This is a genomic window from Aeromicrobium sp. UBA7512 (assembly GCF_002476985.1).
Lineage (GTDB): Bacteria > Actinomycetota > Actinomycetes > Propionibacteriales > Nocardioidaceae > Aeromicrobium > Aeromicrobium phoceense.
Genome location: NZ_DLNK01000001.1, coordinates 154,889 through 167,154, shown reverse-complemented (window position 1 = coordinate 167,154; position 12,266 = coordinate 154,889). Strand labels below are relative to the sequence as shown.

Below are 12,266 nucleotides of genomic sequence, written 5' to 3'. Positions count from 1 at the left end.
CGCAGCGAGACGCTGGATCGAGATCAGCCGCGCCATGGTCTCGATGCACTCGCTCGTTCCTCGCGAGCACTCGACCACCGGCCCCGCGTGCGGGCGTACCGTTGCTCCATGACGTGGAGCGAGATCGAGGCCTTCCTGCTCGGCTTCCCCGACACCGCGACCAGCACGTCGTGGGGCATGCCGGGCGTGAAGACCGGCGGCCGGCTGGTGGCGTGGTGGCGCGACCAGCACGACTCCCCCGGCTGCGTGGCCTTCAAGGTCGACCGTGCCGAGCTCGACGGGCTGGTCGAGGACTCCTCCACCCCGTACTTCACGATCGAGCACTTCCGGAAGTTCGACTCGAACGCGGTGCTCGTGCGTCCTGAGGACGTCGACCCCGACGAGCTGCGCGAGATGCTCACCGATGCCTGGCTCGTCACGGCGAAGCCGACGGTCCGCAAGGCGTGGCTCGCCGAGCACGGTGAGGACGCGTGAGCCACTACTTCGACCGCGCGCCCAGCACCCAGGACGAGCGCCGCACGATCTCGGTGGAGGTCTGGGGCGAACGGCGCGACTTCGTCACCTCCACCGGCGTCTTCTCCGGCGACCGGCTCGACAAGGCCACCGCGATCCTGCTGGCCGAGAGCAGCCCTCCCCCGGCCGGCTCCACCGTCCTCGACCTCGGCTGCGGCTGGGGACCGATCGCCTGCTCGCTCGCCGCGCACGGAAGCACCGTGTGGGCGGTCGACGTCAACGAGCGCGCGCTCGAGCTCGCGGCGGAGAACGCGCGCGGGCTCGACGTGCACACCGCGCTGCCCGAGCAGGTCCCGGCCGACCTGCGGTTCGACGCGATCTGGTCCAACCCGCCGATCAGGATCGGCAAGGACGCCCTGCACGAGCTGCTGCTCACGTGGCTGCCCCGGCTGCGGCCGGGCGGCGAGGCGCGCCTCGTCGTCGGCAGGAACCTCGGGGCCGACTCGCTCCAGCAGTGGCTGACCGACCAGGGCCACCCCGCCGAGCGCGTGGCCAGCAGCAAGGGCTTCCGGGTCCTCTCGGTCCGCTAGCGCACCGGCGCCGCGGTCATCCGTCCGACGATCCCGGTGTCGTGCGTCGCGTCGACGAACTCGGGCTCGGTGAGCACCCGCGCGAGGAAGGCCAGGTTCGAGCCAGGTCCCACGATCTCCGTCTCCGCCAGGGCCTCACGAGCCCGCTCGACCGCCTCGGCGCGGGACGGCGCCCACACGATCAACTTCGCCAGCAAAGGGTCGAAGAACGGCGTGACGACCGTGCCGTCGGCGTAGCCCGCGTCGACGCGGACTCCCTCACCGTCGGGCATCCGCCACGTCTCGATCGCGCCGGGTCGCGGGAGGAACCGCTCGGAGTCCTCCGCGTACAGGCGCAGCTCGATGGCGTGGCCCTGCGGCTCGACGCTGTACTCCGGAACGGTCGGGTCGCCGGTGGCGATGCTCAGCTGCCAGGCCACGAGGTCGACGCCGTGCACCGCTTCGGTGACGGGGTGCTCCACCTGCAGGCGCGTGTTCATCTCGAGGAAGAAGGACTCGCCGGAGTCGAGGTCGTGGATGAACTCGATGGTGCCCGCGCCGACGTAGCCCACGGACTCCGTGAGCGCGGCCGCTCGGCGCAGCAGGCTCGCCCGCGCCTCGTGGTCGAGCGCCGGGGACGGGCTCTCCTCGACGACCTTCTGGTGACGGCGCTGGACCGAGCAGTCGCGCTCGGACAGAGCGACGGCCCGGCCGCCCGGCAGGCCCATCACCTGCACCTCGATGTGGCGCGAGCGCTCGATGTACCGCTCGACGATCACGCGGCTGTCGCCGAATACCGACGCGGCCCGGCTCGTGACCGACTCGAAGGCCCGGTCGAACGACGCGGGATCGGGGACGACGGCCATGCCGATCCCGCCACCGCCGGCGACGGCCTTGAGCATCACCGGGTAGCCGGCGTCCAGGGCGGCCTGGCGGGCCTCGTCGACGGTCTCGACGGCGCCGTCGGAACCCGGCGCCACGGCCAGGCCGGCGCGGACCGCGGCGGTGCGTGCCCCGGCCTTGTCGCCCATCAGCTCGATCACGTCGGGCGACGGGCCGACGAACACCATCCCGGCCGCCTCGACGGCGCGGGCGAAGGCGGCGTTCTCCGACAGGAAGCCGTACCCGGGATGCACGAGGTCCGCACCGGCCGAGCGCGCCGCGGCGACCATCGCCTCGACGTCGCCGAAGTCGCGCGGGCCCGACAGCTCGACCGAGAGGTCGGCCTCCATGACGTACGGCAGGTCGGCGTCGACGGCCGGGAACGCGACCGCTCCCCGGTGCCCGAGCTCGCGGACCGTGCGCAGGATGCGGACGGCGATCTCGCCGCGGTTGGCGATGAAGACGACTCGCTGTCGCTCGCTCATGGGATCACTTCCGCTTCGGGTCGAGGAGGCGCTGGATCTCGTCACCGATGATGTTGAACGCGAACACGGTGGCCGCGATCGCGATGCCGGGGATGAAGATCTGCATGGGCGCCTGGTCCAGGAACGTGTAGGCCCGCGAGAGCACGGCGCCCCACGAGGCGGTCGGCGGCTGCACGCCCAGCTGCAGGAAGCTCAGGCTGGCCTCGGCGATGAGGGCGAAGCCCATGAGCACCGCCACCTGCACGAGGACGGGCTGGATGATGTTCGGCAGCACGTGCGGCAGGACCATGCGCCGCAGCCCACGTGCGCCGAACGACTTCGCCGCCTCGATGTACGTCTCGGACCGGATGGCCATCGTCTGCGCTCGGGCCAGCCTCAGGATCGCCGGTGACATGACGATGCCGACCGAGATCATCGCCGTCGTGATGTCGGGCCCCATCGTGGCGGTGATGCCGATCGCCAGCACGATCGCCGGGAACGACATGACCGCGTCGACGACACGCATCACGATGAGGTCGGTCGAGCCGGCGAGCCAGCCGGCGGCGATGCCCAGCGGCAGGCCGATCACGACCGAGATGCCCACGGCGAGCAGCGCGGCCAGGACGGACACGCGGGTGCCGTAGAGCATGCGGCTGAACACGTCGCGACCGAGGTCGTCGGTGCCGAGCCAGTGGTCGCCGCTCATCGGCAGCAGGATCGCGTTGAGGTCCTGCTTGTTCGGGTCGTAGGGCGCCAGGAAGCCGGCGAAGAGGACGACGATCAGCACGATCAGCAGGATCGCGTAGCTCACGCCGACCGAGAGCCGGCCGGCCTTGCGGGCGCGGCGGGTCGGTGCGTCGGTCGTGGTGGCCAGGTTGGCGGTGTCGACAGCGGTCATCAGGAGATCCTCGGATCGAGCAGTCGGTACGAGACGTCGACGATGAGGTTCGTCAACAGGACGATCACGGCGGCGACGAACACCACCGCCTGGATCACGCCGTAGTCACGCTGGTTGGTCGCCTCGACGGCCAGCGAGCCGATGCCGGAGAGGCCGAACACGGCCTCGACGACGACGGCGCCGCCGATGAGGCGCGACACCTGCAGGCCGATGATCGTGGCGAACGGCAGGCTGGAGTTCTTCAGCGCGTGCTTCCACACGATGCTGCGGTTCGACAGGCCCTTGGCCCGGTGCGTGCGGACGTAGTCGGTCGAGAGGCTCTCGACCATCGCGCTGCGCACCTGGCGGCAGATCTCGGCGCCTCCCACGAGCCCGAGAGCGAGCGCCGGCAGCACCAGGCCCTTCAGCGCCTGGGCCGGGTCGTCCTGGAGGCTGACACCTCCCGGGCCGGGGAACCACCCCAGGTTCAGCGCGAAGACGATGATCAGCATCATGCCGAGCCAGAAGTTCGGGATCGCGATGCCGAAGGTGGCGCCCGTCGTGAGGAACCGGTCGAACTTCGTGTCGACCTTCTGCGCGGCGATGACACCCGTCGGCAGGCCGACCGCGATGGCCACGAAGAGGGCCATCGTGGTGAGGATCAGGGTCAGCGGCAGCCGCTGCATCACCAGGGCGGAGATCGACTCCCCGGTCTGGAAGGACGTCCCGAGGTCACCGGTGAAGGCGTTCCCGATCCACGTGAGGTACTGCGACCACAGCGGCTCGTTCAGGCCCAGGTCCTCGCGGATCCGCGCCAGGTTCTCGGGGGTGGCGTACTCGCCCGCGATCGCGACGGCCGGATCACCGGGGATCAGCCGCTGCAGCATGAAGACGATGAACGTCGCCAGGATGAGGGTGGGGATGGCCGAGACCAGGCAGGTTCCCACCACGCGCAGGATCCTCATGACGCCACCGTCCTTCCGATGCGCTCGCCGTAGAGCTCGTCGACCCGCAGGCACGCCGAGGAGTGGTTGGGGAGGATCTCCAGCAGCGGGGGCTTCTCCTGGCGGCACTTGTCCTGCGCGAACTGGCATCGCGTGTTGAACCGGCAGCCCGGCGGGGGCGAGACCGGGCTGGGGATGTCGCCCTTCAGCACGATCCTGCGCTCGGCCGACGAGTCGTGCACGAGCGGCTGGGCCGACAGCAGGGCCTCGCTGTAGGGGTGCAGGCTCTGCTTCACGAGGGACTCGGTCGTGGCGTTCTCCACGATGTTGCCCAGGTACATGACGCTGATGCGGTCGGCCAGGTAGCTGACCACCGACAGGTCGTGGCTGATGAACAGGATCGTCAGCTCGTAGGCCTTCTTGAGGTCCTGGAGCAGGTTGAGGATCTCCGCCTGGAGGGCCACGTCGAGGGCCGCGACCGACTCGTCGCAGACCAGCACCTTGGGGTCGGTGACCAGCGCGCGGGCGATGTTGGCGCGCTGCTTCTGGCCGCCGCTGAGCTGGTGCGGGTAGCGCTTCAGCATCTGCAGCGGCAGGCCCACGTCCTCGAGCGCCTTGGCCGCCACGGCCTCGCGGTCCTTCTTGTCGCCGCGACCCATGACGTCGAGCGGCTCGCGCACGCTCTGCAGGATCGTGCGGCGCGGGTCGAGGGCGCTGTGCGGGTCCTGGAACACCATCTGGACGGACTCGGAAAACGACCGGCGCTGCTTCGCGCCGAAGCCGGCGACGTCCTCGCCGCGCCAGCGGACGGTGCCGTCGGCGATCGGGACCAGGCCCATCGCGGCGCGGGCCACGGTCGACTTGCCCGATCCGCTCTCGCCGATCAGGCCGAGGGTCTCGCCCTCGCGCAGCTCGAGGGTGACACCGTCGACCGCCGTCACGTGACGCCGGCGACCGATCGGGAACCGCACGGACACGTTGTCCAGGGAGAGCAGGGGGGCGGTCATGGGGCAACTCCTTCGAAGTCGAGCTCGTTCGAGCGGATGCACCGCACCTCGCGCGTGGGCGTCAGGGGCAGCAGGGCCTGCGGCACCGAGCACTCCGGCTGGGAGTAGGGGCACCGCGACTCGAACACGCAGCCGGGGATCGTCAGGCCGGGCGGCGGCACACGTCCGGGGATCGTGGCCAGCCGTCCGCCGCGCGACTCCGGCGAGGGCAGCGCGGCCAGCAGGCCCGCGGTGTACGGATGGCCCGGGGACGCCAGCACCTCGGCGACCGGGCCGCGCTCGACGATGCGGCCGGCGTACATCGTGATCATCCGGTCGCACGTCTCGGACACGACACCGAGGTCGTGCGTCACGAACAGCACGGCCATGCCGCGCTCCTTCGCGAGGTTCTTGATGAGGTCGAGCAGCTGCGCCTGGATCGTGACGTCGACCGCCGTGGTCGGCTCGTCGGCGATGAGCAGCTTCGGGTCGCAGGCCAGCGCGATCGCGATCATGACGCGCTGGCGCATGCCGCCCGAGAGCTCGTGCGGGTACGCCTTCATGCGGGCCTTGGGGTCGGAGATGCCGACGGCGTCGAGCAGCGAGAGCGACTCGGTCCTGGCCTCCGACTTGCCCATGCCGCGCCGGATCCGGAGTGTCTCGACGAGTTGGTACCCGACCGTGAAGACCGGGTCCAGCGCCGTCATGGGCTCCTGGAAGATCATCGCCATGGGCAGGTCGCGGCGCGGGGTCCGCTTCTCGCCCTTCCCCTGCCACAGCGGCTTGCCGTCGAGGACGGCCCGGCCCTCGATCCGCGAGCTGCGCGGATCGAGGAGCCCCATCAGAGCCAGGGAGGTGACGGTCTTGCCACTTCCGCTCTCGCCGACGAGTCCCACGATCTCCCCCGGCTCGATCGTCAGATCGACGTCGTACAGGGCTTGAACCTGGTTCCCCTCGTGACCGAAGTGGACCTGAAGTCCTTCGACCGTGAGCAATGACATGACCGTCACCTCCTCTTGGACCTCGGCTCAGCCGAGGGTGACTCCGATGAACTTCGGCTTGCCGAGGAGGTTGCCCTCGAAGCCATCGACGTCCTCGGAGAGGCCGACGATCGAGTTGCCGAACACGAGCGGGAAGAACGACGTGTCGGCGAAGACCGCCTCGGCGGCCTCGTCGAAGCCCGGCTTGCGCTCGTCGGGCTCGGTCGAGACGTCGGACTTCTCCAGCGCCTCCTCCAGGCCGGGCGTCCACTGGTCCGACGTGTTGAAGTAGCCCTCGTCCGAGAACAGCAGGCGGTACGTCATCGCCGGGTCCGGGCGACCGGTCCACTGCGACAGGTACGCCGGCGACTTGCGGTCGTTGAAGTAGTCGCTCGTGCCCTGCACGATCTCGAGCGGCTTGATGTTGACCGTGACGCCGACGTCGGACCACTGCTGCTTGAGGATCTCGGCCACGCGGACGGTGGCGGAGTCGGCGTTGACGATCATGTCGAACGTCAGGTCGGTCTCACCCGCCGCGGCGAGCAGCTTCTTGGCCTCGTCGGGGTTGAACTCCGACTTGACCGACTCCGGCGGAGCCGCCCAGTAGTCGCTCGGCAGGGCGCCGTTCGCGACCGACCCGCGACCGAAGTAGGCGCTCTTGAGCAGCGCCTCGCGATCGATGGCCAGGCTCAGGGCCTTGCGGACCTGCGGGTCACCGAGCTCCTCGGAGTCGCGGTTCAGGTACACCTGGTTGACGTTCACGCGCGGCGTGTCGCTGACCGCGACACCCGAGGCCTTCTCGAGGCCGTCGGCGTCCGACGGCGACACGTCCATCACCACGTCCTGCTGGCCCGAGCGCAACGAGGTCACGCGGGTCTTCGGGTCGGGGATGATGTTGAAGTTGATCGCCGAGACGCGCTCGGCGTCCTTGTCCCAGTAGTCGGCGTAGCGCTTGACCTTGATGACCGAGCCACGCTTCCACTCGACGAACTCCCAGCCACCGGCGCCCACGGGCTTGGTGCTGAGGTCGCCACCGGCCGCCTCGGCCGCCTTGGGCGAGACCATCATGCCGGCGCGGTCGGCGAGCACGAGCAGCAGCGACGCGTCGGGAGCGCTGAGCTTGTAGGTCACCGTGTACTCGTCGTCGGCCGTGACCGAGTCGACCGACGCGAGGTCGGCCTGGATGTTCGAGCCCTCGCCCTTGGCGCGCTCGAAGTTGTAGACGACGGCCTCGGCGTTGAACGGCTCGCCGTCGTGGAACTTCACGCCCTCACGCAGCTTCAGCGTCAGCTCGGTCGGCGACTTCTGCTCCCACGACTCGGCGAGTCCGGGCTGGGCCTCGAGGCCCTTGTCGTACGAGATCAGCGTGTCGTACAACGGGTAGATCAGCACGTGGTCCGTGCCCGCGTTGCCGCGGATCGGATCGAGCGAGGACGCGTCGGAGACGGCCGCCACGCGCAGGGCGCGATCGGAGTCGCCTGAGTCGCCCCCGCCACCGCCACAGGCGGCCACGACGGAGAGGAGGAGCGCCGCGGCGATCGCACCCCCACGGAATCGAATCTTCATGATGCCTGCCCTTCGGTCCACTGCTGACGCAGCTTGTACTTCTCGATCTTGTTGGTTGGGGTCCGGGGGATCTGCCCCACCGGGATCACGTCACGGGGCCGCATGAACTTCGGCATCGTGTCGAGACAGTGCTGCTCGATCGCGGCGCGATCGAACGTGTGGCCGTCGGCCACCTCCACGAAGGCGATGACGTCGTCCTCGTCGCCCTCGGCACTGGGCACCGCGATCACCGCGGCCAGCGCGAGGGACGGATGCTTGACGAGCATCTCCTCGATGTGGAAGCCCGAGATGTTCTCGCCCCGGACGCGGATCCGGTCGCCCATCCGGTCGATGTAGGAGAAGATCCCGTTCTCGTCGCGGACGGCGGCGTCGCCGGTGTGGAACCAGAGGTTCCGCCAGGCCTTCACCGTGGCCTCGGGCTTGGCGAGGTACTCCTCGTGGATCAGCGACGGGACGCGCGGGCGCATCGCCAGCTGGCCGACGACTCCGTCGGGGCAGACGCGGTCGCGCTCGTCGAGGATCGCCACCTCGAGGAAGGGCGTGGGCTGGCCCATGATGCCCTTCGGCATCGGGTCCGTGCCGCGCAGGACGAGCAGGCCGTTCTCCTCGAAGACCTCGCGCAGCCGGTCGTGCGGGAGCCCGCGGTACAGGTCGTCCGGCGTGCCCTCCCCCGGCTCGGTCTGCTCGGTCAGGGTCACGAGCGGGTTGCCGGACTCGGACTGGCCGAACCCCGACGTCACGAAGTCGATGCCGAAGCGGACGGCGAACTCGTGGTGGTTCGCCGGCAGGGGCTGCAGGTGCACCTTGTTCAGCGGGTTGCGGCGGTCCTCGTCGCGCGGCTCGGCGTTGAGCAGCCACGGCGTCATGACGTCCAGCAGGACCGCGGTGGTGCAGCCGGTCTCGGTGATGCGGCGCCAGAAGTCGTTGGGGCTGAAGCGGTCCCACAGACTGACCGAGGCTCCGGTCCAGAGGGCCCGCACGACGTTGAAGTGCGCTCCGCCGACGTGGTACATCGGCAGGTCGTTGTAGACGACGTCCTCCGGGGTCATCATCGTGCGCGCGACCCACGTGTAGCCGTTGATCCACCGGTGCGACTGGACGACGCCCTTCGACGGCCCCGTCGTGCCGGAGGTGTAGATGACGTTGGCCGGATCGTCGAACTCGACCCGCACGTCGGGGCGCTCGGCCGGCTGCACGAGCTTGCCGAACTCGCCCTCGTGCAGGCCGTCGATGACGACCACGCGCGGCGAGCACTCGAGCCGGTCCTCGATGTCGAGGATCCGCTGGTGCATGGCCCGGTCGACCAGCAGCGCGGTGGGGCGGGTGTCGTTGAGCTGGTACGCCAGCAGGTCGCCCGCGTACTGGAAGTTCACCGGGGCGTAGACGGCGCCGGCCTTCCACAGCCCGTACATGACGAGAGTCGAGACGAGCGGGTGCGTGGTCAGGATGCTGACCCGCGAGCCGGGCCCGACACCGAGGGCGGCCAGGTTCCCGGCGACGTGGTCGGTGGTGCGGCCCAGCTCGGCGTAGGTCAGCGTCTCGCCGGTCTCGCCGTAGACGATCGCCTGGCGGTCGCCCGTGGCGGCCACGTGGTGGTCGAGCGCGTCGACCGCGGTGGCGAAGTCGCACTCCAGCAGCGCCTCGAGCTCTGCACTGGTCGGGGTGACGCCCATGTCAGGGCCTCGTTCCGAACGACGGGGGGCCGACCTGCTCGGGGACCACGCGGTAGGCGTCGCGCACCCAGCGCGTCAGCAGCTCGCGGCTGCGGCGCGGGTCGATGAGGTCCTGCACGCCGTACCGCTCGGCGGTGCGGAACGGCGAGCGGGCGACCTCGAGCCGGTCGTGGATCTCCTGCATCATCGCCGCGGGGTCGTCCGACGCCTCGAGGTCGGCACGGTACGCCGCCTCGACGCCGCCCTCCACGGGCAGCGAGCCCCAGTCGCCGGAGGGCCAGGCCCACTGGCGGTTGAAGCGGTGGCGGTTGATCTGACCGGCTCCGCCGACGCCGAAGACGCGGCGCACGATGATCTCGGCCATCGGCACGCGGGCCTGGTAGGCGGCGACCACGGCGCGGGCGCCGCGACGGATCGAGGCCGACTTCTCGGCCGCGAGGCCGATCTGCATCCCCGACTGGTCGGTCAGGCTGACGATCGGCAGGTGGAAGGTCTCGCACAGGTCGATGAGGCGCGTCAGCGCGTCGGCACCGTTGGGCGTCATCGTGGCGCCCTTGTACGGATCGGTGGCCACGACGCCGACCGGGTGGCCGTCGAGGCGGGCCAGGCCCGTGTAGACCGAGGCGCCGTACCCGGCGTACTCGAAGTTCGAGCCGCCGTCGAAGATCGCGTCGAGGATCGTCCGCAGCCGGTACGGCTGGCGGCGGTTGCGCGGCACGACGTCGGCCAGGCCCTCGGACGAGGTGGTCGGCTCGATGCCGGCGATGACCGGCGGCACGTCGTGGACGCTCGAGGGCAGGTAGGACAGGAAGTCGCGGACGGCCTGGAGGGCAGCCTTCTCGTCGGGGACGATCCGGTCGATGGCGCCGCTGCGGCGGTGCACCTCGGCGCCGCCGAGCTGCTCCTTGTCCAGGGTCTCGCCCGTGGCGTGCTTCACGACGGGCGGTCCGGCGACGAACATCTGCGAGATGCCCTCGATGAGGACGCTGAAGTGGCTCATCGCCACGCGGCCCGCGCCGAGTCCGGCCACGGGGCCCATGCAGGCGGCGACGACGGGAACGAGCGAGAGGTTGTCCACCAGGGCGTCCCAGCCCGGGTTGGCGGGCACGTAGGTGTAGCCGGCATCCTCGATCATCCGGACGCTGCCACCACCACCGGTGCCCTCGACCAGCCGCACCAGGGGTGCCCGCAGGGCGCCGGCCATCCGCTCGGAGTCGACCTGCTTGGCCATGATCGACGCGTCGGCCGCACCGCCGCGGATCGTGAAGTCGTCCGCACCGAGAGCGACGCGGCGGCCGTCGATCTCGCCGAGGCCGAACACGAAGTTGGCCGGCATGACGCTGACGGTGCTGCCGTCGTCGGCGCGCGTGGCGAAGCCCGCGAGGGCGCCGACCTCCTCGAAGCTGCCGTCGTCGAGCAGGTCGACGATGCGCTCGCGGACGGTGCTGCGCCCGTTCTCGTGCTGGCGGCGGATCTTGTCCTCGCCGCCGAGCAACTCGGCGAAACGCTGTCGGCGGGAGATCTCGTCGATCTCGTCGGACCACACGTGGCTCACTGCTGCCCCTTTGATCGGAGAGGCGGGCGAACCCGCCTGGTTTTCACTCGACCTAAGCATTCGCTTAGGTCTGCGAAGTTCCACGTTAGGTGATCCGAATCACAGAATCAAGACTGAAGTTGAAGTTATTTTCATGTCGCTGAAATGCCAGTGGCCGAGCCCGGAACATCAGGCTCGGCCACGAGGAACCTCGGTCGACTCAGTCGCTGAAGCGCGCCACCACAGCGCCTTCCTCCACGACATCTCCCTCGGACGGCAGGATTTCCTGCACCACGCCGGCACGGGGAGCCACGACCGGGATCTCCATCTTCATCGACTCGAGGATGAGCAGGGGCTGCCCCTCCTCCACCTGGTCGCCGACGGCAACCTCGATCTTGAACACGGAGGCTGTCAGCTCGGATCGCACGTCGGACATGTCGTGACCTTTCATTGCTTCGTCATGGCGGAGGAAACCTAAGCATACGCTTATGATGAGATGATAGGGAGCCTGCAGCGCCACCCAGCGGCGCGCAGAGGCCGAAATGGAGTGACGACGATGGCCGAGACCAGCCCGGAGGCGACGATCCCGCCGCGCGTCCTCATCGACCGCGAGCACGCCGAGCGGCGGATCGAGCAGTTCTGGGACGAGCGCGCGTCGGGCGCCTCGCGCAAGATCCTGCGCGGCGCCACGCTGGCCTTCGCCGACCTCGGCTACCACGGCGCGTCCACGCGCGAGATCGCCACGCGCTCGGGCATGAGCTCGGCGGCGGTCTACATCCACTTCGAGTCCAAGCAGCAGCTGTTCCACCGCATCGCTTTCGAGGGGCACCGCGCCTCCACGGGCGCCTTCAGCCAGCCCGCGCGGCAGGCGGGCGACCCGGTCGGCCAGCTCCGGCTGGGCGTGGCGTCGTTCGCCACGTGGAACGCCGAGATGAACCTCCTCTCGCGCTCGATCGAGTACGAGATCCGGCTCCAGCGCGGACCGGAGTTCGCCGACGTGTGGGCCATGCGGCGCTCGGTCGACGACCACGTCCTGGAGATCCTCCAGGCCGGCGCGGCCGAGGGCACCTTCCGGCTCGCCGACCCCGAATGGGCCAAGATCACGATCCTGTCGACCTGCATCGACGTGGCGCGCTGGTACCGGCACGGATCCCCCCGCACGCCCACCGCGATCGGCTTCCAGTACGCCGACCTGGCGATGACCCTCGCCGGCGCCCGCCAACTCCCGCACTGAGGGCTCACGCGGGCGCGTCCGCACCCGCGTGTTGACACGACCGTCAAAGTCGGCTTCACTCGTTGACGCTGACGTCAATGAGACCGCCGTCACGTCCTGTGCCC

12 protein-coding genes are annotated in these 12,266 nt (G+C 69.8%); 3 read left to right on the top strand and 9 right to left on the bottom strand.

All coding sequences use genetic code 11. The features are described 5' to 3' along the window. The first annotated feature begins 108 nt into the window (after positions 1-108). Both B2363_RS00870 and B2363_RS00865 read left to right on the top strand, forming a co-directional pair. Positions 109-474 (top strand): MmcQ/YjbR family DNA-binding protein, encoded by a 366-nt coding sequence (locus tag B2363_RS00870; RefSeq protein WP_286927776.1) that lies wholly within the window; start codon positions 109-111, stop codon positions 472-474. After that, complete coding sequence (locus B2363_RS00865; RefSeq protein ID WP_286927774.1) at positions 471-1,043, top strand: class I SAM-dependent methyltransferase; 573 nt, start codon at positions 471-473, stop codon at positions 1,041-1,043. The genes B2363_RS00870 and B2363_RS00865 overlap by 4 nt, the downstream gene beginning before the upstream one ends. Here B2363_RS00865 and B2363_RS00860 read toward each other — a convergent pair. The 9 genes from B2363_RS00860 to B2363_RS00820 form a co-directional block, all read right to left on the bottom strand. Then, positions 1,040-2,389, bottom strand: a complete 1,350-nt coding sequence (locus tag B2363_RS00860) for an acetyl-CoA carboxylase biotin carboxylase subunit (RefSeq protein ID WP_286927773.1) — start codon at positions 2,387-2,389, stop codon at positions 1,040-1,042. The genes B2363_RS00865 and B2363_RS00860 overlap by 4 nt on opposite strands. A gap of 4 nt (positions 2,390-2,393) precedes the next feature. Continuing rightward, positions 2,394-3,266: an ABC transporter permease gene (locus tag B2363_RS00855; RefSeq protein WP_181754570.1), complete on the bottom strand. Its 873-nt coding sequence runs from the start codon at positions 3,264-3,266 to the stop codon at positions 2,394-2,396. After that, positions 3,266-4,210, bottom strand: coding sequence for an ABC transporter permease (locus B2363_RS00850; RefSeq protein ID WP_181754568.1), 945 nt, complete (start codon positions 4,208-4,210; stop codon positions 3,266-3,268). The genes B2363_RS00855 and B2363_RS00850 overlap by 1 nt, the downstream gene beginning before the upstream one ends. After that, a complete protein-coding gene (locus tag B2363_RS00845; RefSeq protein ID WP_181754566.1) occupies positions 4,207-5,196 on the bottom strand; it encodes an ABC transporter ATP-binding protein in 990 nt (329 codons plus the stop codon). The genes B2363_RS00850 and B2363_RS00845 overlap by 4 nt, the downstream gene beginning before the upstream one ends. Beyond that, entirely contained in the window at positions 5,193-6,176 is a 984-nt protein-coding gene (locus B2363_RS00840) for an ABC transporter ATP-binding protein (RefSeq protein ID WP_194956244.1), read from the bottom strand. The genes B2363_RS00845 and B2363_RS00840 overlap by 4 nt, the downstream gene beginning before the upstream one ends. Positions 6,177-6,203: 27 nt before the next feature. After that, positions 6,204-7,721: an ABC transporter substrate-binding protein gene (locus B2363_RS00835; protein WP_181754563.1), complete on the bottom strand. Its 1,518-nt coding sequence runs from the start codon at positions 7,719-7,721 to the stop codon at positions 6,204-6,206. Continuing rightward, positions 7,718-9,394, bottom strand: coding sequence for a class I adenylate-forming enzyme family protein (locus tag B2363_RS00830; protein WP_286927767.1), 1,677 nt, complete (start codon positions 9,392-9,394; stop codon positions 7,718-7,720). Before B2363_RS00830 ends, B2363_RS00835 begins: the two co-directional genes overlap by 4 nt. 1 nt (position 9,395) lies before the next feature. Continuing rightward, complete coding sequence (locus tag B2363_RS00825; RefSeq protein ID WP_286927765.1) at positions 9,396-10,949, bottom strand: acyl-CoA carboxylase subunit beta; 1,554 nt, start codon at positions 10,947-10,949, stop codon at positions 9,396-9,398. Between the two features lie 199 nt (positions 10,950-11,148). Further along, the gene (locus B2363_RS00820) at positions 11,149-11,364 is read right to left on the bottom strand and encodes a biotin/lipoyl-binding carrier protein (protein WP_181754557.1); all 216 of its coding nucleotides are present in this window, start codon (positions 11,362-11,364) and stop codon (positions 11,149-11,151) included. Positions 11,365-11,484: 120 nt separating this feature from the next. On the opposite strand from B2363_RS00820, the gene B2363_RS00815 reads away from it, so the two are divergent. Beyond that, positions 11,485-12,162 (top strand): TetR/AcrR family transcriptional regulator, encoded by a 678-nt coding sequence (locus tag B2363_RS00815; protein WP_286927763.1) that lies wholly within the window; start codon positions 11,485-11,487, stop codon positions 12,160-12,162. Positions 12,163-12,266: the final 104 nt, after the last annotated feature.